This is a genomic window from Halorubrum sp. B53, from assembly GCF_059752395.1.
The window spans coordinates 568,748-594,557 of record NZ_MWTH01000015.1; the positions used below are offsets into that span (position 1 = coordinate 568,748).

Genomic DNA, 25,810 nt, shown 5'->3' on the forward strand with positions numbered 1-25,810 from the left:
GACCGCCATCGATGCCTGACCCACTCGTCGCGCAGACGGCCGCCGAGCTGTTCCCGAACGGGATCAGTCGCTACGCGGTCGGCGGACTGCTCGTCGGCCTCGGCGCGGTCGTGATATACGTCGGGACGGGGATCGCGGCCGGCGCGAGCACGTTCCTCGAGTCGACGCTGTCGTACGTGTCGGACCAGTCGCGGTTCCAGCGGTACGTGAGCTCTCGCGACTGGCGCGTCGTCTTCACGCTCGGCATCATCCTCGGTGCCGCGGTCTTCGCGGCGACGGTCCAGTCCGGCGTCGTCACGACGTCGCTCTATCAGCCCGGAACCACCGGGCGGACCTACGAGCTCGCCGGCGTGACCCTGTGGCTGACCGACGTCCAGCCGTGGCGGCTGTTCGTCGGCGGGATTCTCGTCGGGATCGGCACCCGGATCGGAAAGGGGTGCACGTCCGGGCACGGCGTCTGCGGCGTCGGGTCGGCGTCGAAGACGTCGCTCGTCGGCGTGGCGACGTTCCTGGCGGTCGCGATCGGGACCGCGCAGCTCGTCGCGGCGCTGGGGGTGAGTCCGTAGATGGCGGATCGGCACCCACTCTTCATGCCGCTGATCCTCGTCGGCGGTCTGATCTTCGGGTTCGGACTCGGGTTCAGCCAGATGGCGCGGCCGGAGGTCGTGCTGAACTTCCTCACGTTCGAGGACTTCGGACTGCTGTTCGTGATGTTCGGCGCGGCCGTCGTCTCCGGCGTCGCCTTCGCGGTGATGCCGCGGGTCCGCGACGCCGCGCCGCTGACCGGCGACCGGTACGAACGGCGGCTGAAACCCTTCGACCGCAACGTCGTCATCGGCGGCGCCGTCTTCGGCGTCGGCTGGGGCCTCTCGGGCATCTGCCCCGGCGCGGCCTACGCCAGCCTCGGCGTCGGCAACGTCACCATCCTCTGGGCGCTCGGCGGCATGTTCGTCGGCGCGTACCTCCAGGGGTACTGGCGGAGCCGGACGGCGGCGTCCGACTCCGCGCCGGCGACCGCCGACTGAACCGCGGTCGCACCGCTTCCGAACACTCTTTTTCCGTCCACCGAACGACCTCGTCGCTGCCGGCTGTCGCTGACTCACCGCGTCGCTGCCGGCTGTCGCTGACGCACCACGTCACCGTGAGCGGTCGCTGACGCACCGCGTCGCTGCCGGCTGTCGCTGACGCACCGCGTCGCCGCGAGGGGTTCGCGATCGCGTCGGGTTCGTCGACCTATTTTCCGTCACGTCCGATGAACATCCCGTTTGAGGGTCGCGATCGCGCGCGGCCGTCTGACACTCGCACTTCGATACCCCCGCGCTTTGATATCCGTCCGTCAATACCCGCGCGAGAGTCGGGCGTCACCCGACGAGTGAACGAACGGTCTATCGGGAGGAGGATGCGGCCGTAACCCCTCCATAAGTTATCGATAGTTCCGGAGAGGCCACCGAAATATAGTATTGTGCGGTATATTCAAAACTGTTATACGACCGTGTCCGGTAGAGGAGAGTGAGCAGAAATGTACCAACTGCGAATTACCGTGCTGCGATATCGGAGGGAGAACTGATGTCCGGACTGGAGATTCCGACGTGGGACCCGGAGACGGCCCTACTCATCGGAACGATCTTGGTCGAGGCGATCGTCCTGTACGTGGGATACGCCGGGCTCGAACGGCTCGTGGCTCCGCACCTGATGCGCCTGTTGATCGGGGGTGATGGGAGTGGTCAGTAGCGCGCTCGACCTGATCGGCAGCGGGTTCGGGATCCTCGACGCGACCCCGGAGATGCTGGCGCTTTTCGTCGGGTTCGGCCTCGTCGTCGGCGTGCTGTTCGGGTTCTTCGGCATGGGCGGGTCGTTCCTCGTCACGCCGGCGCTGCTGATGCTCGACTACGAGCCGTCGGTCGCGGTCGGGAGCGGGATGGCGTTCGTCTTCGGGACGGCCGTCATCGCGACGCTGAAACACCACGACCTCGGGCAGGTCGACTACAAGCTCGGCGCGATCATGATCACCGGGACGACGATCGGTATCGAGGTCGGGCGCGCGAGCGTCTACTACCTCCAATCGATCGGCCTCGCCGGCGCGATCATCAGCGTCGCGTACGTCGTCCTGCTCGGCGGCGTCGGAGCGATGGTCACTCGTGACGCCCTGAACGGCGAGGACGGCGGCATCGACCACGAGGCCGCCGACAAGAGCCTCGACGAGTACGAGATCCCCGAAACGGCGAAGAAGATCCAGCGGACGGTCCGGATCCCGCCGATGGTGACGCTGCGCGGCGACGTCCGCGTCTCCGCGTGGGTCATCACCGCGGTCGCCTTCGCGACCGGGCTCCTCTCGGGCTTCCTCGGGGTCGGCGGCGGGTTCATCCGGATGCCCGCGATGATCTACGCGATCGGCGTCCCGGTGCCCGTCGCCGTCGGTACGGACCTCTTCGAGATCGTCTTCTCGGGCGGCCTCGGGAGCTACCTCTACGGACAGGGCGGCGGCGTCGACCTCGGAATCGTCGTCCCGCTGCTGTTCGGGAGCGCCCTCGGCGCCCGCGTCGGCTCCGCCGCGACCGCCGTCGTCGACTCCGACGGCATCAAGGTGTACTTCGGCGGCATGCTGCTCGTCGGCGCCATCGCGGTCGGCATCGGTGAGGTGGGTTCGTACATCGGGAGCCCGACCCTGGAGACGGTGGGCCTGTTCCTCGTGATCGGCGCCGCGGTCGTCGTCGCCGCCGCGATCCTCTACACGTCCGTCGTCTCGCTGCGGACGGCGCAGAGTCGGCAGACGACGACGGCGGACTGACTCCTCGCCGTCGGCGTCGAGTCGCCACGTCCGCGGTGCCGACCGGCGCGCCGGTGGGTCCCGTCGCCGCGTCGCTACCCGACCGGCTCGGAGCGAAATTGTACAATACATACACAAGTCTTTTAATTGATCAGTGCGTCTGTTCAGCTAATACGATGCCAGATTCGATGTCCGAACAACTCCAGCAGGACATGGTGTGCGAGGGGCTCCTCGAGTGCTTCCACGGGCTCAAACAGCTCGACAAACAGATCTTTCAGGAGCTCGTCCGGGCCGAGGCACCGCTGACGATAGACGAGATCGCCGACGAGGTCGACCGAGAGCGGTCGACCGCGTACCGCGCCGTCCAACGACTCCTGCAGGCGGGGTTCCTCCAGAAGGAGCAGGTGAACTACGATCAGGGGGGGTACTACCACGTCTACAGGCCGACCGACCCGGAGAAGGTCGCCGACGACATGCAGCGCATGCTCAACGACTGGTACGCGAAGATGGGTCAGCTCATCCAGGAGTTCGAGGACAAGTACGAGCGGGCCGAGACCTCGTCGCCGGCCGTCGAAGGCTAGCGGCGACGTCCGGCCCTCCTCGCCCGGTTCTCTTCGCTCGATCTCCCTCGCCCGACCGGTCCCCGCACGCGGGCCGCCGAAATCTCTCTCGAAGAATCCGACAGACGCCGCGACCGGACGCGCTCGCTTAAATATATCAATACCCCGTCGGGGAGGGAAGCCCCCGAGCCGAGCGCGGGAGTCCGTTTATAAGCCTCGGCGGGTGAGACCGGGACGTGCCGGACACCGATCGACCGTACGACCTCGTCGTGTGGGGGGCCACGGGCGTCGCGGGACGCTTCGTCGCCGAGTACCTCACCGGACAGTACGCGCCCGCCGACCTCTCCATCGCGCTCGGCGGGCGGGACGAAGCCAAGCTCGACGCCCTCGCGAGCGAGCTCGCTCGCCGCCGCGACGACGCCCTCCCCGTCGTGGTCGGTGACGCGACGGACCCGGAGAGCCTCCGGACGATAGCGCGCGACGCCCGGGTCGTCTGCACCACCGTCGGGCCGTACACGGCGTACGGCACCCCGCTGGTCGAGGCCTGTGTCGACGCCGAGACCGACTACTGCGACCTGACCGGGGAGATCAACTGGGTGCGCGAGACGGTCGACCGCTACCACGACGCCGCGGCCGACGCCGACACGCGGATCGTTCACAGCTGCGGCTTCGACTCCGTGCCCGCCGATCTGGGCACGCTCCTCGTCCAGTCGTTCGCGCTCGAGGAGCACGGCGCGCCGTGCGACGCGGTCCGGATCTCCCTCGACGAGGGGAGCGGCGGCGTCAGCGGCGGGACCCTCGCCAGCGTCGCCGAGCTGTTCGAGGCGGCGGCGAGCGACCCGCTCGCGCGGGAGGCGCTGCGGAACCCGTACTCGCTGGCGCCGCCCGGCGAACGGAGCGGCGTCGACCCGGGCGTCCAGCGGCGCCCGCGGCGAGACGCGCTCCGGGGAGAGTGGACGGCGCCGTCGCCGATGGCGGCGGCCAACGAGCGGATCGTCCGGCGGAGCAACGCGCTCCTCGGGTACCCGTGGGGGCGCGAGTTCCGGTGTACGGAGGTCGTCCCCACGGGACGCGGGCTCCGTGGCGCGGCCGGCGCGACGCTCGTCACCGCCGGGCTCGGGCTGTTCGCGGCCGGGATGTCGATCGGCCCGGTGCGGGAGGGGCTCCGTCGGTACGTCTTCCCGGATCCGGGGGAGGGCCCGAGCGACGAGCAGGTCGAGAACGGCCACTTCACGGTCCGGATCCTCGGACGCGGCACCGCGCCTGAGGGGCGGTTCACCGTCGAGGCCGCGTTCGGCGCCGACCGCGACCCCGGCTACGGCGCCACCGCGCGCATGCTCGGCGAGGCCGCGGTCTGCCTCGTCCGCGGCGAGACCGACTCCCCGGTCGACGGGGGCGTCCTGACGCCCGCGTCGGGGATCGGTCACCCGCTCGTCGAGCGGCTCCGCGACGTCGGCTTCACCGCGACCGTGGGCGACGCGACCGGATCGCCGGCTACGGAGGACGCGTAGCGGCGCGGTCGCGACCGAGATCGGACGCGCGGCGGCAGATATGATAAAAAAAGCGTTATTATGAACTATCGATATTACAAGCAGAAAAGTTCGCTCCTCCCGGGGCCGGAAACGAATCGCGGCGCCCCGCACCGCTGTATCTCGTCGCAACCGCCGTATCCGCGGTTTCCACGGATAAGGGGCCAACACTCCGCCAGAGACGCGGCTTCCGGATCTGAGGACCGAGACAGGTCGGTCGTCGGAGGTGCTGCCACGAAACCCCGATAAAAGCGTCGTAGGTGTACTAAACGACGGATAACTCGATTCGTTCGCCACGGGAGGGACTCGACCGCGATCGCGGGGCGGGACTCGGTAACCGATCCGAGTAGTCGTTTCTAAATACGGGTAAGTAGATCGAATAGACAGATATCGTATATGTATTGAATTGGGACACGGATCACGGTCGGCGGGCTTCCGTCGAGCCGCGCAGACCCGAGGCGGAAGCCGCGCGCCTTCAGTCGCGGGCGGCCGACGCGTTCCGGCGGTAGTCGCGGTAGACGTTATCTTGCATCACCTGCGAACGGCCGCCGTCGACGAGGAGGCTCTCGCCGGTGACGAAGCTCGCGTCGTCGCTCGCGAGGAACGCGGCGACCCCGGCCACGTCGGACGGCGTCCCGAGGCGACCGACCGGGTGGATCGCCTCCGTGTACTCGTAGTCGTCGCCCAGCTCCTCCCGGGTGCGTTCGATCTCGATCCAACCGGGGTTAATCGTGTTCACCGTGATCCCGTCGGGGCCGAGTTCCAGCGCGAGCGCGCGGGTCATCCCGTTGATCCCGGCCTTGACCGCGTTGTAGGGGAACAGCCCCGGCATCGTGAGGAACGCGTGGTTCGAGGAGGTGTTGAGGATCGTCCCGCCCGCCGGCATGTGCTCGGCCGCGTGTTTCGCGCAGAGCCAGAACGACCGGAAGTCGGTCTCGACGACGAACTCCCAGTCGTCCAGCGTCGCCTCGCTCGCTGTCGTCTCCGTCTGCACGCCCGCGTTGTTCACCAGCACGTCGATCCGCCCGTGCTCCGCGACGGCGTGCTCAACGAGCGCCTCGATCTCCGCGGGCTCGCGCATGTCCGCGCGGACGAACGTCGCGTCGCCGCCCGCCGCCTCGATCTCGTCGACGACGGCCTCGCCGCGGTCGGCGGAGCGGCCGGTCACGACGACCGAGGCGCCCTCGGCGGCGAAGCGACGGGCGACGCCCTCGCCGATCCCTCGGGTGGAGCCGGTGACGACGGCGACGGCGTCCGCGTGTCTGTCCGCGACTGCGTTCTCGGTCGGATCGCTCGGTGGCATACCCGCTACTGGCGCGGTCTCGGGTCAAATAATCACCGTCTACGGTGTCGCGCTCGCGGGGGCCGTTCCCGCGAGGGCGGCTACCGGCGGCTCACCACTCGGCGACGCTCCCGTCGTCGTGGCGCCAGACGGGGTTGTGCCAGTCCACGTCCGTCTCGGCCTGCTCGCGGACGTGGTCCTCGTCGATCTCGATCCCGAGGCCGGGGCCGTCGGGGATCTGCACGTACCCGTCCTCGTAGTCGAAGACGGACGGGTCCGCGAGGTAGTCGAGCACGTCGCTCGTCTCGTTGTAGTGGATGTCGAGGCTCTGCTCTTGGATGAAGGCGTTCGGCGAGCAGGCGTCCACCTGCAGGCAGGAGGCGAGCGCGATCGGGCCGAGCGGGCAGTGGGGGGCCATCGCCACGTCGTACGCCTCGGCCATCGCGGCGATCTTCTTCACCTCGGTGATCCCGCCCGCGTGCGAGAGGTCGGGCTGGATCACGTCGACGGTGCCGTTCTCGAACACCTCCTTGAAGTCCCATCGCGAGTACATGCGCTCGCCGGTGGCGATCGGCGTCGTCGTGTGCGCGGCTATCCCCGGCAGGGCGTCGTTGTGCCCCGACAGGACGGGCTCCTCGACGAACATCGGGTCGTACGGCTCCAGCGCCTCGACGAGGCGCTTCGCCATCGGCTTCGAGACCCGGCCGTGGAAGTCGACGCCGATGCCGACCTCGTCGCCGACGGCCTCCCGGACCTCCCGCAGCCGCGTGGCGGCGGCGTCGATCGCGGCGGGGTCGTCGACCCGCTCGAGCTCCTCGGTCGCGTTCATCTTCAGCGCCGTGAACCCCGCCTCGACCTGTTCGCGCGCCTGTTCGGCCACGTCGGAGGGGCGGTCGCCGCCGATCCACTGGTACACCCGGATTCGGTCGCGCGCCGCGCCGCCGAGCAGGTCGTGGACGGGGACGCCGAGCTCCTTCCCCTTGATGTCCCACAGCGCCTGGTCGACGCCGGCGATGGCGCTCATCAACACCGGGCCGCCGCGGTAGAAGCCGCCGCGGTACATCGCCTGCCAGTGGTCCTCGATCCGGCCGGCGTCCTCCCCGAGCAGGTAGCTCTCGAACAGCTCCTCGACGGCGGTCCGGACCGTCTTCGACCGCCCCTCGACGACCGGCTCTCCCCACCCGACCGTGCCGTCGTCCGTCTCCACGCGGAGGAACAGCCACCGCGGGGGCACCTCGAACAGCTCGTAGTCGACGATTGTGGTCATTCGATCCCGTGAGCGTACCTCGGCGGCGCTGTTAGTCGTTTCGGGTGCGCCGCGGGCGGGGTCGCCGGGACGGCGTCCGCCGCCGCGAGCCGTCCCATTTATTAGGGCCGCCGTGCCGGGTTCGGGTATGCACGCACGACGAACCGAACGGATCCGCGAGGGCGGCGTGATCGCGATCCTCCGCGGGGTGGCTCCCGACGACGCCGTCGACGTGGCGGACGCGGTCGTCGACGGCGGCGTCACGGCGCTCGAAGTGACCGCGGACACGCCGGACGTCGCGGAGACGATCGGCGCGCTCGCCGACCGGTTCGACGACGTCCTCGTCGGCGCCGGGACGGTGCTCGACGCCGAGACCGCCCGGGCCGTCCAGCTCGCGGGCGCCGAGTTCCTCGTCACGCCGACGGTCGACGCCGGCGTCATCGAGACCGCGAACCGCTACGGGACGCCGGTCGCGGCCGGCGCGTTCACGCCGACGGAGGCCGTCGAAGCGCACGAGGCCGGCGCCGACTTCGTGAAGGTGTTCCCGGCGAAGACGGGCGGGCCGGAGCACGTCGCGGCGCTCGGCGGCCCGCTCCCGCAGATCCCGCTGGTGCCGACCGGCGGGGTCGGCCCCGCGAACGCCGGTGAGTACGTCGACGCCGGCGCCGTCGCCGTCGGCGTCGGCAGCGCGATCGTCGACGACGACGCCGTCGCGAGCGGGGAGTACGCGACCGTCGCCGAGAACGCGCGGCGGACGGTCGACGCGGTGGCGGCGGCCAGAGACCGGTAGCTCGCCGGCCGCTCCGGGCGGCCCGGACGGCCCCCGCTCGTTCCGTCGTGTCAGCGCCCACAATCCTTATTACCCGTCTTCGGCGAGGTACGTCCATGGAGAGGCCAAAAACGGCGTCGGTGCGGGCGACGGGGACCTCGATGCGGATCCTGACGGAGGTCGCCGACCGCGGCGAGGGCGTTTCGATCGCGGAGCTGGTCGAGAGCCTGGATCTGGCCAAGAGCACAGTGTACAAACACCTCATCACGCTCGAGGAGCACGGCCTCGTCGTCAAGCGCGACGGCGGCTACCGGCTCGGCCTCCGGTGTCTGGAGTTCGGCGGGATCGCCCGGCAGTACGACGGCGTCTACGACGTCGCGAAACCGGAGGTGCGCAAGCTGGCCGAGGAGACGGGCGAGCTGGCGAACCTGCTGTTCGAGGAGCGGGGGCTCGGAATCTACGTGCACACGGCCCGCGGGGAGCAGGCGGTCGACTTCGACGTCCACCTCGGGCGGCGCGTCTACCTCCACACAACGGCGCTGGGCAAGGCCCTGCTCGCGAGTCTCTCCGACGAGCGGGTCGACGAAATCGTCGACCGGCACGGGCTGCCGGCTCGGACCGAAGAGACGATCACGACCCGAGACGCGCTGTTCGAGGAGCTCGATCGGATCCGCGAGGAGGGGTTCGCGTACAACGAGGAGGAGCGACTGGGCGGACTCGGCTGCGTCGGAACGCCGCTCGAAACCGGAGACCGTCGGAACGCCGCGATCAGTATCATGACGCCGATCAGCCGCCTGAAACCCGAGGATCGACGCCGCGAGTACACCGAGAGCCTCAACCAGACGGCGAACGTCATCGAGGTCAACCTCACCCACGGGCGACCGTGAAGCGGGCGCGAATTACTACTCCGTTTACAGTTCCATTACAGTACTAGTTGTGTAATGTCTACGTGAGAACCGATCGAGGTTCCGTCGCACCGACTGTTTGCCAGCCGAACGAAACGACTAGATGTTCGAATATACGAAACCGATCGGTCGGCGAATCGGGTGCCGTTCGACCCGTCATCGGGTTTGGATCCGATGCGTAGAGCGGCCGCGATCTGCGGTATAGTTATCATTCACCCGCTCGAACGCCGTTATAAATATAGTATTCTATAATTTGAGACTTTAATCACAAAATAAATAGTGTACGAGATTCCGAAAGGTCGGTGATCTTCCGTTCGGAATAAGGAAACGATTCGACGATGCGCCGGATTCGAGACGGACCGTCCCGGCTCGGGCGGTTAGGCGACGCGGTTCCGCAGCGAGTCGTCGGCCAGGTACCGCTCGACGTTCTCCGTCACGAGATCGGCGATGTCGAGGTGATATCGGTTGGTCGCGGACCCCTTATGCGGCGAAATAATGACGTCCTCGAAGTCCCAGAGCGGAGAGCTCTCGGGGAGGGGCTCCGTCTCGAACACGTCGAGGCCCGCGCCGGCGATCGCGTCGGTCTCGAGCGCGTCGACGAGCGCGTCCTCGTCGACCAAGGGCCCCCGAGCGACGTTGATCAGGTACGCGTCGTCGCGCATCACTTCGAACTCCGCCGCCCCGATGAGTCCCTCGGTCTCGGGGGTATGCGGGAGCGCGAGCGCGACGAAGCGCGCGTCGTCCACGGCGTCGTGGAGGTCCGACGGGTCGAAAATCTCCGACACGCCCGGGACCGGCTCGTCGGACCGCCGGATCCCCACCACGTCCATCCCGAGCGCGTCGGCGCGCTCGGCGATCCCGCGCCCGATCGTCCCGAGACCGACGACGCAGAGCCGCTCGTTCTCCACGGTGAACGGGCGCTCGTACTCCGGGGTGTACCACTCCCGCTCGTTCTGGTGGTCGCGGTACACGTGGTGGAGCCGGGCGAGCGACAGCATGAACCCGATCGCGACCTCGCTGACGGTGGTGTCGTGGATGCCGGTGCTGTTCGTGAGCGGCACGTCCGCCGCCTCGTAGGCCGCCGTGTCGAACTCGTCGTAGCCGGCGCGGATGCAGTGGACCCAGCCGGCGTCGAGGAACTCCGGTCGCGGCACGTACGTGGCGACGGCGTCGGTCTCGTCGTAGCTCTCGCCGTCGCCGACCAGTTCGACGTCGAGGTCGAGGTCGTCGAACGCCGCGACGAAGGCCTCGGGCGGGATCACGTTCTCGACGGACTCGTGGACGGACAGCGTCTGGAGTTGGGCTCGCTCGGACATACGCTGACCCTCGTCGCACCGAAGTATCAGTCCTTCGGGAGCCGGCAAGATAGGGTTCGTCGGGGACGACGCGAACGCCGACGACGCTGGCGGCGACGAAAGCGGCCCCTACAGGTACCTTTATTTAACCCCGGACCGGAGCGTGACGTAACCGATCAATAAGATGAACGTTACAGAAGCTATTGCGCAAGCGCTGAAAGCGGAGGGTGTAGAGTACGTGTTCGGGTTCCCCAGCAATCCGCTGTTCGACACGAACGCGGCGGAGGAGGCCGGCCTCCGAACGATCATTACCCGTCAGGAACGGACCGCGGTCCACATGGCCGACGCCATCGGCCGGCTCACGTCGGGCGACGAGGTCGTCGCGTTCGCCTGTCAGCACGGCCCGGGGACGGAGAACTCCATCGGCGCCGTCGCCCAGGCGTACGGCGAGTCGGCGCCGCTGGTGGCGATCCCGGCGGGCTACGACCGCTCCAAGACGGACGTCGATCCGAAGTTCAACTCGCTGGTCACCTACCAGAGCGTGAGCAAGACCTGCGAGCAGCTCACGGACCCGGACGCGGTCGGGGAGACGTTCCGCCGGGCGTTCACCGCGGCGCGCAACGGCCGCCCCCGTCCGGCCGTGGTCGAGGTGCCGAAGGACGTCTTCTGGGAGGACGCGCCCGAGGACTTCGAGTACACCCCGTCGAGCGCCAACCGCGCCGGCGTGGACCCCGACGCGGTCCCGGCGGTCGCTGACGCCCTCGCCGACGCGGAGAACCCGGTCATCTTCGCCGGGCAGGGCGTGCACTACGCCAAGGGGTGGGACGAGCTGAAGGAGCTCGCCGAAACGCTCGAAGCGCCCGTCGCCACGAGCCTGAACGCCAAGAGCGCCTTCCCCGAGAGCCACCCGCTCTCGCTCGGCGCCGGCAGCAAGAGCGAGCCCGGCCAGCTCGCGCACTTCCTCGACGAGTGCGACGTCCTCTTCGGCGTCGGCTGCAGCTTCACCGAGACCGCCTACGGGATCACGGTCCCGGATGGCAAGACCGTCATCCACTCGACGCTCGACCCCACCGACATCGACAAGGACGTCGACTCGGAGCTCGCGCTCGTCGGCGACGCGCAGCTCGTCCTCGACGCGGTGACCGACGCCGTGGCGGAGCGCGTCGACGACGACCGCGGCCGCTTCGACGACGTCGCCGATGAGATCGCGGCGGTCAAGTCCGACTGGCTCGACGAGTGGGAGCCGAAGCTCACGTCCGACGAGACGCCGATCAACCCCTACCGGGTGATCCACGAGATCACGAACGTCGTCGACCCCGACGAGACGATCATCACGGCCGACGCCGGGAACCCGCGGGACTTCCTCGCGCCGTTCTACGAGACGGACGAACCCCTCTCGTACATCGGCTGGGGGAAGACGACCCAGCTCGGCTACGGGCTCGGGCTCGCGCTCGGCGCGAAGGTCCGCTTCCCCGAGAAGCTCTGTATCAACATCATGGGCGACGGCGCCATCGGGATGACCGGGCTCGACTTCGAGACGGCGGTCCGCGAGGACGCCCCGATCCTCACCATCCACCTGAACAACTACGAGATGGCGTCGTACGACACGCCGTTCGGCGGCGACTTCGCCGACGTCGGCGAGGCGCTCGGCGGCTACGGCGAGCGCGTCGAGGACCCCGAGGAGGTCGCGCCCGCGCTCGAACGCGCCATCGAGAAGACCGAGGAGGGGACGCCGGCCCTCCTGGAGTTCATCACCGCCAAGGAGACCGAGCTCTCCCGGCCCGACCTCGAGTAACCCCGCTCGGACCGGCGGACGCGTCCGTAGAGCCCGTTCGAGATGCTCGGATGGGTCGGCCGCCGTGCCCGCGGAGACGAGAGGCGCGGCCGGTGCGCGGCGCGACGCGAATCGAACGGGCCCGACCCCGCTTCGACCGATTGAGCGACTCCGGGCGGCGTCGAGGGGAGCGAGACGGGTCCACCGTGATGCCGACTCTCCGGCCGATCCCGCATACTCGTATCTCGACTCGCGGCGGCGGCCGGACGGTCCGACCGACGCGGTGACGACCGGAGGACGCGGCGGCGGTGCCCATAAGTATTTATGCGATTCGCGTAATCAATCGGTATGACGCTAGAAGACGATTCCCTGGAGTATCACCGGGCAGACCCGCCCGGGAAGATCGAGATCGCGACGACGAAACCGACGAACACGCAGCGGGACCTCTCGCTGGCGTACTCGCCCGGCGTGGCCGGACCGTGCCGCGAGATCGCCGAGGACCCCGGGAAGGCGTACGATTACACGGCGAAGGGGAACCTCGTCGGCGTCGTCTCGAACGGGTCCGCGGTACTCGGTCTCGGCAACATCGGCGCCACGGCGTCGAAACCGGTCATGGAGGGGAAGGGCGTGCTGTTCAAGCGGTTCGCGGACGTCGACGTGTTCGACGTCGAACTCGACATCGATGACGTCGACCCCTTCTGCGAGGCTGTCGCCGCGATGGAGCCGACGTTCGGCGGGATCAACCTCGAAGACATCAAAGCCCCGGAGTGCTTCGAGATCGAGAACCGCCTCCAAGACGAGATGGACATCCCCGTGTTCCACGACGACCAACACGGCACCGCCATCATCAACGGCTCCGGGCTGATCAACGCCGCCGACATCGTCGACAAGGACCTGGGCGACATGACGGTCGTGTTCTCCGGGGCCGGCGCGTCGGCGCTCGCGACCGCGCACTTCTACGTCTCGCTGGGCGTCGAGCGGGAGAACATCACGCTCTGTGACTCGACGGGGATCATCACCGAGGAGCGAGCCGAGGCGGGCGATATCAACGAGTACAAGCGGGAGTTCGCCCGGGATGTCGCGGACGGCGACCTCGCCGACGCGATGGAGGGCGCTGACGTGCTCGTCGGCCTCTCGGCCGGCGGGATCGTCTCGCCGGAGATGGTGCGGTCGATGGCCGATAACCCGATCATCTTCGCGATGGCGAACCCGACCCCGGAGATCGGCTATGAGGAGGGGAAGAACGCCCGCGACGACACGGTGATCATGGCGACGGGGCGGTCCGACTACCCGAACCAGGTGAACAACGTGCTCGGCTTCCCGTTCATCTTCCGCGGCGCGCTCGACGTCCGAGCCTCGGAGATCAACGAGGAGATGAAAGTCGCCTGCGCCGAGGCGCTCGCGGACCTGGCGCGGCAGGACGTCCCCGACGCGGTGCTGAAGGCGTACGGCGACGAGCCGCTCCAGTTCGGGCCGGAGTACATCCTCCCGAAGCCGGTCGACCCGCGCGTGCTGTTCGAGGTCGCTCCGGCGGTCGCGAAGGCGGCCATGGAGTCCGGCGCGGCGCGCGACGAGGTCGACCTCGAGGAGTACCGGAACGAGCTGGAGGCGCGCGTCGGGAAGTCCCGCGAGATGATGCGGATCGTCGTCAACAAGGCGAAACAGGACCCCAAGCGCATCGCGCTCGCCGAGGGGGAAGACGAGAAGATGATCCGCGCGGCGTACCAGCTCTCCGAGCAGGGGATCGCCGACCCCGTGCTGCTCGGCGACGCCGACGCGATCGCGGGGACCGTCGCCGACCTCGGCCTCGACTTCGAGGCGACCGTCGTCGACCCGACGACGGGGGAGTACGAGGAGTACGCGGACCGCTTGCACGAGCTCCGTAAGCGGAACGGGATCACCCGCAACGAGGCGAGCGACCTGATCCGCAACAACACCAACTACCTCGGCAGCGTGATGGTGGACCAAGGCGACGCCGACGCGCTGCTGACGGGGCTGACGCACCACTACCCCTCGGCGCTCCGACCGCCGCTGCAGGTCATCGGGACCGCGGACGACGCCGAGTACGTCTCCGGCGTCTACATGCTCACGATCGGGAACCGAGTCGTGTTCTTCGCCGACGTCACGGTCAACCGGGAGACCGACGCCGACGTCCTCGCGGAGACGACGCGGCACACCGCCGACCTGGCGCGGCAGTTCAACGTCGACCCGCGGGCGGCGCTGCTGTCGTACTCCAACTTCGGGAGCGTCGACGACGAGACGACGCAGGCGCCGCGGGAGGCGGCCGCCACGCTCCGCGACGACCCCGAGGTCGACTTCCCGGTGGACGGGGAGATGCAGGCCGACACGGCGCTCGTCGAGGAGATGCTCACCGACACCTACGAGTTCTCCGACCTCGACGAGGCCGCCAACGTCCTCGTGTTCCCGAACCTGGAGTCGGGGAACATCGGGTACAAGCTGCTCCAGCGGCTGGGCGACGCCGACGCCATCGGCCCGATGCTCGTCGGCATGGACGAGCCGGTCCACGTGCTCCAGCGGGGCGACGAAGTGAAGGACATCGTCAACCTCGCGAGCGTCGCCGTCGTCGACGCCCAGCAGCGCGAGTAGTCCGCCGACCGGGACGGGCTCGCGCGGCCCGGGCCGTCGGCGAGGTCACCCCGCTCCGTCGTACCCGTCGGCGAGTTCCTCCCGCCCTGTCGTACCGTGTTGACGCGTAACATTCATGCCCACGCCACGCTGAAAGCGTCCAACTAGCCGATTACAGATGGGATCTAAAAACACAGCACCCGATCCGTCCGCGGACCCGCGGGCGAACTACGACTACCAGAGCGAGACAGAACACGACTCGGCGCTCGTCGCCGACCTCGACCCGCTCGTCGACGGCGACGTGCGCTTCGACGAGTACTCCAAGCAGATGTACGCGACCGACGCCAGCGCGTACGAGGTGACGCCGATCGGGGTCGTCTACCCGACGTCGACCGACGACGTCGCCGCCGTGATGGAGTACTGCGCCGCGGAGGAGATCCCGGCGCTGCCCCGCGGCGGCGGGACGAGCCTCGCCGGCCAGTCGGTGAACGAGGCGATCGTCTTGGACTTCACGCGGTACATGACCGACGTGGTCAACGTCGACCCCGAGAACGGGCGGGCCCGGGCCCGGACGGGGATCACGCTCGGCGAACTGAACAGGACGCTCGAACCACACGGCCTGAAGTTCGCGCCCGACCCGTCGACCGCGGACCGGAGCGCGCTCGGCGGCGCCATCGGGAACAACACGACCGGGGCGCACTCCCTGAAGTACGGGAAGACGGACGCCTACGTGGAGGAGGTCGAGGCGGTGCTGGCCGACGGGAGCGTCGAGACGTTCGGCGAGGTCTCGGTCGCGGAGCTGCGCGGGGCGGCCGACCCCGACGGGACGCTCCTGGAACGCATCTACGCGGCGGTCGTCCGGATCATCGACGAGGAGGCCGACGAGGTCGAGGAGCGGTACCCCGACCTCAAGCGGAACGTGTCGGGGTACAACCTCGACGTGCTGATCGAGGAGGCGGAGTCGGGGACCGTCAACCTCGCGCGCCTGCTCGTCGGGAGCGAGGGGACCCTCGCCATCGTCACCGAGGCCGAGGTGAGCCTCGAACCGATCCCGGCGACGAAGGGGGTCGCGCTGCTCACGTACCACGACCTGCTCGACGCGATGGAGGACGTCGGCCCGATCCTCGAACACGACGCGGCGGCGGTCGAGGTGCTCGACGGCGTCCTCGTCGACCTGGCGCGCGACCTCGAGGAGTTCAAGGACGTCATCGGCCTGTTACCCGACGAGACCGACTCGTTCCTGCTGATCGAGTTCTACGCCGACGACGAGGAGTCGGCCAAGCGGCAGGTCGACGACCTCCTCGAGGACCGGGTCGGCGACCTGGCGTTCGACGGGATGGCGGCGTACGACGAGGAGACCCAGAAGAAGTTCTGGAAGATGCGGAAGGCGTCGACGCCGATCCTGCTGTCGCGGACCGGCGACGAGAAGCACATCGCGTTCATCGAGGACCTCGCGATCCCGCCGGAGCACCTGCCGGAGTACACGAGGGAGTTCAAGCAGATCTTCGAGGACCACGACACCTTCGGGAGCTTCTACGCGCACGCCGGCCCGGGCTGTATGCACGTCCGGCCGCTCATCAACACGAAGACCGCCGAGGGGACCGAGACGATGGTGTCCATCTCCGACGCCGCCACGGATCTGGCGGTGAAGTACGGCGGGTCGGTCTCCGGCGAGCACGGCGACGGGCGCGCCCGGACCCAGTGGAACCGGAAGCTGTACGGCGACCGGCTCTGGCACGTGTTTCAGGACCTGAAGACCGCCTTCGACCCCGACTGGCTGCTCAACCCGGGGAGCGTCTGCGGCGACCACGACATGAGCGAGCACCTCCGGTTCGGGGAGGAGTACGAGTTCGACGCCGGCTTCGAGCCGGCCCTGGAGTGGGACAACGAGAACGGCTTCCAGGGGATGGCCGAGCTCTGTCACGGCTGCGGCGGGTGTCGCACCAGTCAGGACGGGGCGGGCGGCGTGATGTGCCCGACCTACCGCGCGTCACAGGAGGAGATAACCAGCACGCGCGGCCGCGCGAACATGCTCAGGCAGGCGATGAGCGGGGACCTCCCCGAGGGCGAGCAGTTCGACACGGAGTTCATGCGCGAGGTGCTCGACCTCTGTGTCGGCTGTAAGGGGTGTTCGATCGACTGCCCCAGCGAGGTCGACATGGCGAAGATGAAAGTGGAGGTCGAGCACGCCCACCACGAGGAGCACGGCGCCGACCTCCGGTCGAAGCTGTTCGCGAACGTCGACGCGCTCTCGAAGCTCGGGAGCGCGACGGCGCCGCTGTCGAACCTCGGGACCAAGGTCCCCGGCGCGCGGCTCGTCATGGAGAAGACGCTCGGCATCGCCCGCGAGCGCTCGCTCCCGACGTTCCACCGCGAGACGTTCGTGGACTGGTGGGCGGACCGCGGCGGGTCGGTCGTGAGCGAGGCGGCCGCCGACCGGCGCGTCGTGCTGGTGCCGGACACGGTCACGAACTACAACAACCCGAAGGCCGGCAAGGCGGCGGTCAGGGTGCTCGAAGCGGCGGGCGTCCACGTGACGGTCGCCGACGAGATCACCGACAGCGGGCGCCCCGCGCACTCGAAGGGGCTCCTCGGGAAGGCCCGCGAGACGGCCGAAGCCAACGTCGCGACGCTGGCGTCGCACGTCGACGACGGGCGCGACGTCGTCGTGGTCGAGCCCTCCGACGCCGTGATGCTTCAGTCCGACTACCTCGACCTGCTCTCCTCCGACGACGCGGCCCGCGTGGCCGGGAACGCCTACGGCGTGCTGGAGTACCTCGACACCCACCGGCTCGACGAGGCGCTCGACGTCGACGGCGGCGCGGAGCGGCTCACGTACCACGGCCACTGCCACCAGAAGTCGGTGAAGAAGGACCACCACGCGGTCGGCGTCCTCCGGCGGACGGGGTTCCGGGTCGACCCGCTCGACACCTCCTGTTGCGGGATGGCCGGCACGTTCGGCTACGAGGCGGAGCACTACTCGATGAGCCAAGCGATCGGCTCCATGCTGTTCGACCGGATCGACGACAGCGACGGCGACGCGGTCGTCGCGCCGGGCGCGTCCTGCCGGACCCAGATCGGCGACGAGTACGAGGAGAAGCCGCCGCACCCGATCGAGAAGATCGCCGACGCGCTGGCGTAGAGCGCGGCGGCTCGCGGGCGTCGGTCACTATTTAAATAACGACGAGCGACGGCGACGGTGTTTATAAGTGAACGCGGCGGTGCGGTGGCGCGTGCCTGCGAGGCCGCCTCGCGGCCGAGCAGCACGCGCGAGGGACGCGGCGACCGGAGGGAGCCGCGAGGTTGGGGAGGCGTGAGGCTGCGGTGCCGTGCGGGGCGGGGCTCAAAGGGGCAGCCGTGAGGGGCGCGGAGGCGACGCAAGCACCGCAGGGAGCGAGCAACGCGAGCGACCGAGGAGCGCAGCGAGCGTGCGCGCCCCTCACGGCTGGGGCTTTGGAGGTGTTCACCGTTGCTCCGTCAGCAACTACGTATAAACCAGCGGCCGGGGCTTCGGAGGAAATCACCGCTGATCTGCTGGCAGCGATTTATAAGCGATCAGTCGGGGCTGCGCAGGCGTTCGTCGCCGATCCGCAGTTAGCCATTTATAAACAAAAACGACTAAAAACCGAATTTCCCTATCAGTCGCCGAACGCGCCGCCCTCTCGCCACTCGTCGAGCGTCGTCTGATCGCCGGCGACGTCGGCGAACACGGACTCGGTGTGCTCGCCCAGCCGGGGCGCGGGCGATCGGATGACGTCGTCGTGCTCGGGGAAGTTGATCGGGTGGCCCGGGAGGAGGCACTCGCCCCAGTCGGGGTCGTCGTGCTCGACGACGAGGTTGCGCGCCCGCGTCTGGTCGTAGTTGACGACGTCCTCGACGTCGTTGATCGGCCCGCAGGGGAAGCCGTAGTCGATGAGGCGGTCGAGCCAGTACTCCGTCGACTCCTCCGCGAACTCCTCTTCGATGATCCCGACGACCGTGTCGGCGTGCTCGAACCGGTCGTCGTTCGTCGGGTACTCGGCCAGCTCCTCGCGGCCGACCAGCTCGACGAAGTCGTCCCACCGGTCGTCGCTCGGGACGCCGGTGACGAGGGCGCCGTCAGCGGTCTCGAACCGCTGGTACGGGACGAGCGTCTGATGGGAAGTGCCCTGCGGTCCCGGCACCGACCCGTCCATCGAGTACGACGTGAGGTACTCGTTCATCAGCGTCACGATGGAGTCGAAGAGCCCGACGTCGAACTTGCCGTTGAAGGAGTTCTCTGTATCACCGCCGCCCGCGGCCCCCCGCTCGTAGAGCCGGGCGAGGATCCCGATCGCGGTGAACATGCCGGTCGTGAGGTCGCCGATGGCCTGCCCGACCTTGACCGGCTCGCCGCCCTCCGGCCCGGTGACGCTCATGATGCCGCCCTCCGCCTGCAGGATGAGGTCGAGGCCGGCCTGCTCCTTCCGCGGGCCGGTCTCGCCGTACCCCTTGATGCTGGCGTAGACGATCTCCGGGTTCCGGTCTTTGACGGCGTCGTGGCCGACGCCGAGCTTGTCCGTGACGCCGTAGCCGAAGTTCTCGATGAACACGTCGGCCTTCTCCAGCAGCGACAGCGCCGCCTCGGTGCCGGCGTCGGACTTGAGATCGAGCGTGACGGAGCGCTTGTTCCGGTTGTTCGCCATGAAGTAGCCGGACTTGCCGTCGGGACCGACGCCCTGACTGCGGGCGGGGTCGCCGACGCCGGGCCGCTCGATCTTCACGACGTCGGCGCCCATGTCGGCGAGGAGCGCGCCGCAGAACGGGCCCGCGCGGTGGCCGGTCATCTCCACGACGGTGAGGCCGGCGAGCGGTCCCCCGGTCATTTGTCGTTGAACTCGTCGACGAGCCGTTCCCGCTCGTCGGTCGCGAACTGTTCCCACCAGACCTCGGCCTCGAACGCGCGGTTCTCCTCGGCGCTCTGCGCGTCGACCGCGTGGTTGAACGCGCGCTTGGAGTTCTTCACCGCGGACCGGCCGGTGGACTGGATCGCCTCGACGATCTCGTCGACCGTCTCGTCGAGCTCCTCGCGCGGGACGGCGTGGTTGACGAGGCCGATCCGCTCCGCCTCGTCGGCCTCGATCATCCCGGCGGTGTAGACGAGCTCCTTCGCCTTCGCCTCGCCGACGAGTTCGATCGCGCGCCACGTGGAGTTCCCGGTCGGGATCTGGCCGATGTCGGTCACCGGGACGCCGAACTTCGCGTCGTCGACCGCGATCCGCATGTCGCAGAACATCGCGAAGATGAGGCCGCCGCCGACGCAGTAGCCGTTGACCTTCGCGATGACGGGCGCGTGGCACTCGAACGGTTTGCGGTACATCTCGTAGAACAGCTCCTGGCGGTCCTTCTGTCGCGGGTCGTGCTCCTCGGCGGGGCCGGCGTACTGCGAGATGTCGGCGCCCGCCGAGAAGGCGTCGTCGCCCTCCCCCGTGATCACGACGACGTCGACGGAGCGGTCGAGCTGGATCTCGTCAAACGCCCGGAGGATGTCGAGCATGACCGTGTCGTTGAGCGCGTTGTACACCTCGGGCCGGTGGAACTCGATCGTCGCCACACCGTCGGTGACGTCGAGCGAGATACTCTCGTACGCTGTCTCGCTTACCATGGCTCACTCTCCCATCGGGGAGTGAAAAGCGTTGTGAGTGGGGTAATCGCGAGAACTGTGAGTGGAGTGGGCTGGGGACTGTGAGCGGGATGATCGGGGGCGACGAGCTCCGTCGGCCGCGGGGAGCGCTCCAGCCTCGAATCGGGCGGGCAAGGGGTGTCACGGCCCAAAGAGTTTACCTTGTGTGAGCGAATTCCGGAACCATGTCATACGAGATAGCGACGATACCAGGTGACGGTATCGGACCGGAGGTCGTCGACGAAACGCTCCCGCTGCTGCACGAGGCGGCGTCTCGCCACGACGTCGAGGTGGAGTTCACGGAGTACGACTGGGGGACGGAGCGGTACATGGAAACGGGCGAGATGATGCCGGACGACGCGCTCGACCGGATCGTCGACGCGGACTCGATCCTCCTCGGCGCGGTCGGCCACCCGGAGGTCCCGGACCACATCACGCTCCACGGGCTCCTGTTGCCGATCCGGAAGGGGTTCAACCAGCAGGTGTGCAAGCGCCCGTCGATCCTCTTCGAGGGCGTCGAGAGCCCGCTCCGCGGGTACGAGAGCGGCGACATCGACTTCGTCGTCTACCGGGAGAACACGGAGGGCGAGTACTCGGACGCCGGCGGTCGCGTCCACGAGGGGTTCGACCACGAGGTGGCGATCCAGAGCGCGGTCCACACGCGCGAGGGGACGGAGACCATCGTGCGGGCGGCGTTCGAGGCGGCGACGGAGCGCGAGGGACAGCTGACGAGCATCACGAAGTCCAACGCGCAGGCGTTCAGCATGACGTTCTGGGACGACGTCGTCGAGGACGTCGCGACCGACTACCCCGACGTCGAGGTCGAGTCGTTGCTCATCGACGCCGGGAGCATGGACCTCGTGCGCCGGCCAGAGGAGTTCGACGTGTTGGTCGCGTCGAACCTCTTCGGCGACATCCTCACCGACATCGGCGCCATCGTCAGCGGCAGCATGGGGCTCGCGCCGTCCGGAAACATCAACGTCGACGGCGAGTATCCCTCGATGTTCGAGCCCGTCCACGGGAGCGCGCCCGACATCGTCGGGCAGGGGGTCGCGAACCCGATGGCCACCGTGCTCTCGGCCGCGATGCTGTTCGAGGACCTCGGCGAGGAGCCCGTTTCCGACGCCCTCTGGAGCGCGGTCCGAGCGGTGCTCGCCGACGACGACGCGCCGGCGACGCCGGACCTCGGCGGGTCGGCGTCGACGGGCGAGGTCGTGGCGGCGATAGAAGAGCGGCTCTAATCAGTCGGTCCGGATCGAGACGACCGGGGTCTCGGAGTTGAGCATCAGGGACTGAACGGTGCTGCCGAACAGCGCCTTCCCGACCGGCGACCGCTTCCGGCCGGCGATGACGAGGTACCGAGCGTCGTTGGAGTCGGCGTAGTTGCTGATCTCGTCGGCCGGGTCGCCGAGGAGGCCGACAGGGGTCGCGTCGTCGACCCCCGCCTCGTCGATCGCCTCCCGCGCGAACTCCTCGGCGATGTCCAGCACGTCGTCGGTCGGGATCGACTTCCCGGTGTCGGTCACGCTGGTCCGTTCGAGCCCGACGAACTCCGAGCGGGACAAGACGTGGACGACGTGGACGGGCTCGTCGAAGGCCTGACCGAGCTCGTTCGCTTCGTCGACGATGCTCGGCGCTCTCTCCGACCGGTCTACGGCTGCGATGATCACCATGGTCGACCTATTCAGGCATGGAATATAAAAGGTTCCTCCAAGCGGCCGGGCGGACATTTGCAGAGCGGCCGGGCGGACATTTGCAGAGCGGCCGGGCGGACATTTGCAGAGCGGCCGAGCGGACATCGGCAGAGCGACGGGATGAACGCCGACGGTAGGGACCGAATCATCCGGCAGACAACTGTCCTTCTGATAGAAACATTTATGATATTGCCACCAAATGCCATACACGGACACGGCGAAGGCCCGTCCCAGATGCGGATCCGGGCGAGAGAAAACAAGCTGAGCCGACCAACGTGACAAGATGACTGAAGAAACACCAACCGATTCGACCGAATCGACATCGAACACGAAGCGGCGACGCTTCCTGCAGGCGATCGGCGCGACCGGCGCCGTCGGACTCGCCGGCTGTTCCGGTAACGGCGGCGACGGCAGCGACGGCAGCGACGGCAGCGACGGCAGCGACGGTAGCGACGGCAGTGATGGCAGCGACGGCAGTGACGGCGGCGACGGATGGTCTCCCGAGGGGACGGTCCGCTACATCGTCCCGTACGACGAGGGCGGCGGAACCGACACGTACGCACGCGGGATTCAGCCGGGACTCCGAGAGGCTGTCGGCGAGTCGCTGCAGATCGACAACATTCCGGGCGCCGGCGGTCTGAACGGGCTCGGAGAGCTGTACCGCTCGGAGCCCGACGGGCAGACCATCGCGGGCAACGCCGGGCCGCTCGAAGTCGCGCCGCAGCTGCTCAACGAGCCGGACTTCGACATCCGAGACCTCACCGGGCTCGGCGTGGTCGGCCAGTCGACGTGGTGTCTCGTCGTCAACGAGGAGTACCAAGACGAGGTCGAGACGTTCGACGACGTCCTCGCGAAGTACGAGAGCGGCGAGTGGGAGAACATCGGCGTCCAGTCGTCCGGGAGCTCGCAGGACATCATCGTTCTGCTGTACAAGTACGCGTACCCGGACGAGGTCGGCTGGAACTGGCAGAACCGCGTGCAGTACACCGGGACGGGCCCCGTGACGCAGGCGGTCGCGAGCGGCGAGGTCCCGTGCGGTATCGGGACCGACGCCGGGACCCAGTCGGTCGTCGACACCGGCCGCGTCTACCCCGTCGTGACGTTCTACGGGCCCGGCACGCAGGTCTACCCGGACATCGATTCGGTCACCGACCTCGGCTACCCGCAGATCGACTTCGTCGGCGGGGTCTGGCGCGGCATGTACGCCCCGCCGGAGACGCCCCAGGAGATCGTCGACTTCTACGCCGAAGCGCTGGAAGAGACCGTCAACAGCGATCCCGTGCAGGAGTGGAGCGACGAGACGGGGAACCCGGTCGTGTACGAGGGGCCGGAAGTCGCCGAGCAGAACTTCGCGGACGCCTTCGAGCAGTACCAGGAGCTCGAAATTCTCGAACTCGTCAACGAGAACCAGCCCTGAATCGATCGCGGCGCGACCGGCGCGTCGAACTCAATTTATTTATAGTTGGAGTCCGGCGGATCAGATAATACTGTCATGGTCAATTACTCAAAACGACTTGAAGGAATCACGGCGGAACACGTCCTACTCGTAACGCTGCTCGGGCTGTCCGTAGTGTTCTACGTCGACCCGATACTCAAGGATTACCCGGAGAACGCGACGATCTTTCCGCAGTTGATGGCACAAGTCGTCGGGATCGGATCGTTCCTCCTCCTCATACAGAACTACCTCCCGGGACCGATCCAGAAGTTCGTCGCCCAAGAAGTGAGTATGACGGAGAGCTTCGAGGAGGGCCAAACTGAAGGTGTCGGCGCCATCGAGGACGCCGAGGAGGACGAGGACTCCACGGACGTCGAGGACACCGCCGTCGACGAGAAGTACCTCGATACCGACGACGACGATACCGACGACGTCCGGGCGAAAGACCTACCGCTCCATCAGAAGTGGGGCATCGACATCAACAACACGGTGATCATGATCGTCTTCTCGACCGTCTACTTCGCGCTCGGGTGGGCGGTCGGCTTCCTCTACGTGACGCCGCTGTTCGTCTTCGCGTACACCGCGTGGTTCAGAGTGAACCTACTCAAGGCGGCGTTCCTCGCCGCGGTCGCGACGGTCATCGTGTACGGGTTCATCGTCTTCCTGCTCATGCCGTTCGATCAGGGAGCGATCGTGTTCACGGAGGGGCTCTGAATGGCGGTCGCAAGCCTCGTCGAGGGGATACAGATCGCGGTCAGCTGGCCGGTCATCGGCTGGATGGCCGCCGGGCTGCTCGCGGGGATCGTCCTCGGGGCGCTGCCGGGGATCGGCTCGCCGGTCGGCATGGCGATCGTCCTCCCGCTCACCGTCCCGCTCGACCCGACGCCCGCGCTCATCCTCCTGATCTCGATTTACAGCGGCGCGATGTTCGGCGGGAGCATCTCCGCGGTCCTGTTGAACGCTCCCGGGACCGAGTCGGCGGCCGCGACGACGCTCGACGGCTATCCCATGGCGAAGAAGGGGCTCGCGAAGAACGCGCTCGCGATCACGACGACGGCCTCCGCGTTTAACGGGTTTGTCGCCGCGATCCTGTTAGTCCTCATCTCCCCAGTCCTCATCGAGGTCGTTCTCCTGTTCGGATCGGTGGAGTACTTCCTCCTCGCGATCCTCGGGATCTCGCTCATCACGATCGTCGCGGACGGGTCGATCGTGAAGGGGATCGTTGCGGGCGCGTTCGGCTTCATGATTTCGACGATGGGCATCGCGATCATGGCGCCGACGCCGCGCTACGCGTTCGGCCAGCTCGCGCTGTACGACGGGCTCAACTTCGTGGCCGCCCTGATCGGGATGTTCGCCTTCGCGGAGATGATGAAGCTCGCGGTCCAAGACCAGATCGCGGAGGACGCGGTCGGCATCACGGGCAGCATCACCGACGGGATCAAGACGGTTTTCAGGTACCCGAAGTCGCTGTTCAAAGCGGGCGTGATCGGCATGCTGATCGGCGCCGTTCCCGGATCCGGCGCGACGACGTCGACGTTCGTCGCGTACGCCGAGGAGGCGCGCTCCTCGGCCGCCGACGGGATATTCGGCGAGGGCGACCCGCGGGGGATCATCGCCCCCGAGGGAGCGAACAACCCGACCGTCAGCGGGTCGCTGGTCCCGACGCTCTCGTTCGGGATTCCGGGGAGCGGCTCGACGGCGGTGTTCCTCGGCGGCATCCTGATGCACGGGCTCCAGCCCGGCCCGGGGCTGTTCGGCGCGCAGCTTCACATCACGTACGCGCTGTTCGTCTCGGTGTTCCTCGGCAACTTCATCATCCTCGCCGTCGGGTACACGGTCATCCCGTACGCGAGCGCGATCACGAAGCTCGACACGGACGTCATCATCCCGATGGTCATCGTCCTCTCGTTCATCGGCGCGTTCAGCCTCCGGCGGAGCTGGTTCGACGCCTTCGGCGTGCTGGCGCTCGGCATCCTCGGCTACTACATGGTGAAGTACAAGTACTCGGTGATAGCGTTCGTCCTCGGGATCGTTCTGGGGCCGATAGCCGAGGAGAACTTCTTCCGCGCGCTTCAGCTTTCGGGCGGCGGGTACGGCATCTTCGTGTCGCCGAGCCGGCCGCTCTCGCTCGGGATCTCCATCCTGATCCTCCTGGCGCTGTTCGGGCCGTTCCTCGGACCGTATATGAAAAGGGCGGTGAATAACCTCAGATAGCGCGTCGCCCGACACTCCGGCACGGCGGATCGCTTCGACACTCGGCGGGGCGTCGTTGAACGCCCGACGACCGACGTACTGCTCGCGGCCCGTTTTTTTTTTTTATAGGCTCT

Annotated in this window: 21 protein-coding genes; 15 read left to right on the forward strand and 6 right to left on the reverse strand. The window is 67.8% G+C overall.

The window, feature by feature from the left end; all coding sequences use genetic code 11:
* Positions 1-11: 11 nt before the first annotated feature.
* The 6 genes from B4V06_RS15495 (at position 12) to B4V06_RS15520 (ending at position 4,838) form a co-directional block, all read left to right on the forward strand.
* Positions 12-566 (forward strand): YeeE/YedE family protein, encoded by a 555-nt coding sequence (locus B4V06_RS15495; RefSeq protein WP_123112876.1) that lies wholly within the window; start codon positions 12-14, stop codon positions 564-566.
* Positions 567-1,025, forward strand: coding sequence for a YeeE/YedE family protein (locus tag B4V06_RS15500; RefSeq protein WP_123112877.1), 459 nt, complete (start codon positions 567-569; stop codon positions 1,023-1,025).
* 541 nt (positions 1,026-1,566) lie between these two features.
* On the forward strand, positions 1,567-1,731 hold the full coding sequence (locus B4V06_RS15505; protein WP_176329404.1) for a DUF7512 family protein: 165 nt from the start codon (positions 1,567-1,569) through the stop codon (positions 1,729-1,731).
* Positions 1,715-2,788: a sulfite exporter TauE/SafE family protein gene (locus B4V06_RS15510; protein WP_123112878.1), complete on the forward strand. Its 1,074-nt coding sequence runs from the start codon at positions 1,715-1,717 to the stop codon at positions 2,786-2,788. Before B4V06_RS15505 ends, B4V06_RS15510 begins: the two co-directional genes overlap by 17 nt.
* A 155-nt stretch (positions 2,789-2,943) precedes the next feature.
* Entirely contained in the window at positions 2,944-3,348 is a 405-nt protein-coding gene (locus B4V06_RS15515) for a helix-turn-helix domain-containing protein (protein ID WP_123112879.1), read from the forward strand.
* A 215-nt stretch (positions 3,349-3,563) separates the two neighbouring features.
* The gene (locus B4V06_RS15520) at positions 3,564-4,838 is read left to right on the forward strand and encodes a saccharopine dehydrogenase family protein (RefSeq protein WP_498170535.1); all 1,275 of its coding nucleotides are present in this window, start codon (positions 3,564-3,566) and stop codon (positions 4,836-4,838) included.
* A 493-nt stretch (positions 4,839-5,331) separates the two neighbouring features.
* Here B4V06_RS15520 and B4V06_RS15525 read toward each other — a convergent pair whose 3' ends face one another.
* Positions 5,332-6,159 (reverse strand): SDR family NAD(P)-dependent oxidoreductase, encoded by an 828-nt coding sequence (locus tag B4V06_RS15525; protein ID WP_498170536.1) that lies wholly within the window; start codon positions 6,157-6,159, stop codon positions 5,332-5,334.
* Positions 6,160-6,250: 91 nt separating this feature from the next.
* The gene (dgoD, locus tag B4V06_RS15530) at positions 6,251-7,405 is read right to left on the reverse strand and encodes a galactonate dehydratase (RefSeq protein WP_498170538.1); all 1,155 of its coding nucleotides are present in this window, start codon (positions 7,403-7,405) and stop codon (positions 6,251-6,253) included.
* Positions 7,406-7,532: 127 nt separating this feature from the next.
* On the opposite strand from dgoD, the gene B4V06_RS15535 reads away from it, so the two are divergent.
* Both B4V06_RS15535 and B4V06_RS15540 read left to right on the forward strand, forming a co-directional pair.
* Positions 7,533-8,174 (forward strand): bifunctional 4-hydroxy-2-oxoglutarate aldolase/2-dehydro-3-deoxy-phosphogluconate aldolase, encoded by a 642-nt coding sequence (locus tag B4V06_RS15535; protein ID WP_498170539.1) that lies wholly within the window; start codon positions 7,533-7,535, stop codon positions 8,172-8,174.
* Between the two features lie 95 nt (positions 8,175-8,269).
* The gene (locus B4V06_RS15540; RefSeq protein WP_498170540.1) at positions 8,270-9,040 is read left to right on the forward strand and encodes an IclR family transcriptional regulator; all 771 of its coding nucleotides are present in this window, start codon (positions 8,270-8,272) and stop codon (positions 9,038-9,040) included.
* Positions 9,041-9,435: 395 nt separating this feature from the next.
* Here B4V06_RS15540 and ddh read toward each other — a convergent pair whose 3' ends face one another.
* Positions 9,436-10,374, reverse strand: coding sequence for a D-2-hydroxyacid dehydrogenase (gene ddh / locus B4V06_RS15545; protein WP_498170542.1), 939 nt, complete (start codon positions 10,372-10,374; stop codon positions 9,436-9,438).
* A 163-nt stretch (positions 10,375-10,537) separates the two neighbouring features.
* Here ddh and B4V06_RS15550 point away from each other — a divergent pair, with 163 nt between their 5' ends.
* From B4V06_RS15550 to B4V06_RS15560, 3 genes are all read left to right on the forward strand, one after another.
* Positions 10,538-12,148 (forward strand): thiamine pyrophosphate-requiring protein, encoded by a 1,611-nt coding sequence (locus B4V06_RS15550; protein WP_498170543.1) that lies wholly within the window; start codon positions 10,538-10,540, stop codon positions 12,146-12,148.
* Between the two features lie 327 nt (positions 12,149-12,475).
* Positions 12,476-14,734 carry an NADP-dependent malic enzyme gene (locus B4V06_RS15555; RefSeq protein ID WP_123112887.1) on the forward strand — a complete coding sequence of 753 codons (2,259 nt, stop codon included), beginning with the start codon at positions 12,476-12,478 and terminating at the stop codon, positions 14,732-14,734.
* 157 nt (positions 14,735-14,891) lie between these two features.
* Positions 14,892-17,855 (forward strand): FAD-binding and (Fe-S)-binding domain-containing protein, encoded by a 2,964-nt coding sequence (locus B4V06_RS15560; protein WP_498170544.1) that lies wholly within the window; start codon positions 14,892-14,894, stop codon positions 17,853-17,855.
* A gap of 496 nt (positions 17,856-18,351) precedes the next feature.
* Here the strand turns inward: B4V06_RS15560 and B4V06_RS15565 are convergent, their stop codons facing one another.
* Positions 18,352-19,557 (reverse strand): CaiB/BaiF CoA transferase family protein, encoded by a 1,206-nt coding sequence (locus B4V06_RS15565; protein WP_498170545.1) that lies wholly within the window; start codon positions 19,555-19,557, stop codon positions 18,352-18,354.
* Positions 19,554-20,336, reverse strand: a complete 783-nt coding sequence (locus B4V06_RS15570; protein ID WP_123112891.1) for an enoyl-CoA hydratase/isomerase family protein — start codon at positions 20,334-20,336, stop codon at positions 19,554-19,556. The genes B4V06_RS15565 and B4V06_RS15570 overlap by 4 nt, the downstream gene beginning before the upstream one ends.
* A 203-nt stretch (positions 20,337-20,539) precedes the next feature.
* On the opposite strand from B4V06_RS15570, the gene B4V06_RS15575 reads away from it, so the two are divergent.
* Positions 20,540-21,595: an isocitrate/isopropylmalate dehydrogenase family protein gene (locus B4V06_RS15575; RefSeq protein ID WP_498170547.1), complete on the forward strand. Its 1,056-nt coding sequence runs from the start codon at positions 20,540-20,542 to the stop codon at positions 21,593-21,595.
* Here the strand turns inward: B4V06_RS15575 and B4V06_RS15580 are convergent, their stop codons facing one another.
* Positions 21,596-22,027 (reverse strand): universal stress protein, encoded by a 432-nt coding sequence (locus B4V06_RS15580; RefSeq protein WP_123112893.1) that lies wholly within the window; start codon positions 22,025-22,027, stop codon positions 21,596-21,598.
* A 304-nt stretch (positions 22,028-22,331) separates the two neighbouring features.
* Here B4V06_RS15580 and B4V06_RS15585 point away from each other — a divergent pair, with 304 nt between their 5' ends.
* The 3 genes from B4V06_RS15585 (at position 22,332) to B4V06_RS15595 (ending at position 25,697) form a co-directional block, all read left to right on the forward strand.
* Positions 22,332-23,465, forward strand: coding sequence for a Bug family tripartite tricarboxylate transporter substrate binding protein (locus B4V06_RS15585; RefSeq protein ID WP_498170548.1), 1,134 nt, complete (start codon positions 22,332-22,334; stop codon positions 23,463-23,465).
* A 75-nt stretch (positions 23,466-23,540) separates the two neighbouring features.
* The gene (locus B4V06_RS15590) at positions 23,541-24,197 is read left to right on the forward strand and encodes a hypothetical protein (protein ID WP_123112895.1); all 657 of its coding nucleotides are present in this window, start codon (positions 23,541-23,543) and stop codon (positions 24,195-24,197) included.
* Positions 24,198-25,697 (forward strand): tripartite tricarboxylate transporter permease, encoded by a 1,500-nt coding sequence (locus tag B4V06_RS15595; protein ID WP_123112896.1) that lies wholly within the window; start codon positions 24,198-24,200, stop codon positions 25,695-25,697.
* Positions 25,698-25,810: the final 113 nt, after the last annotated feature.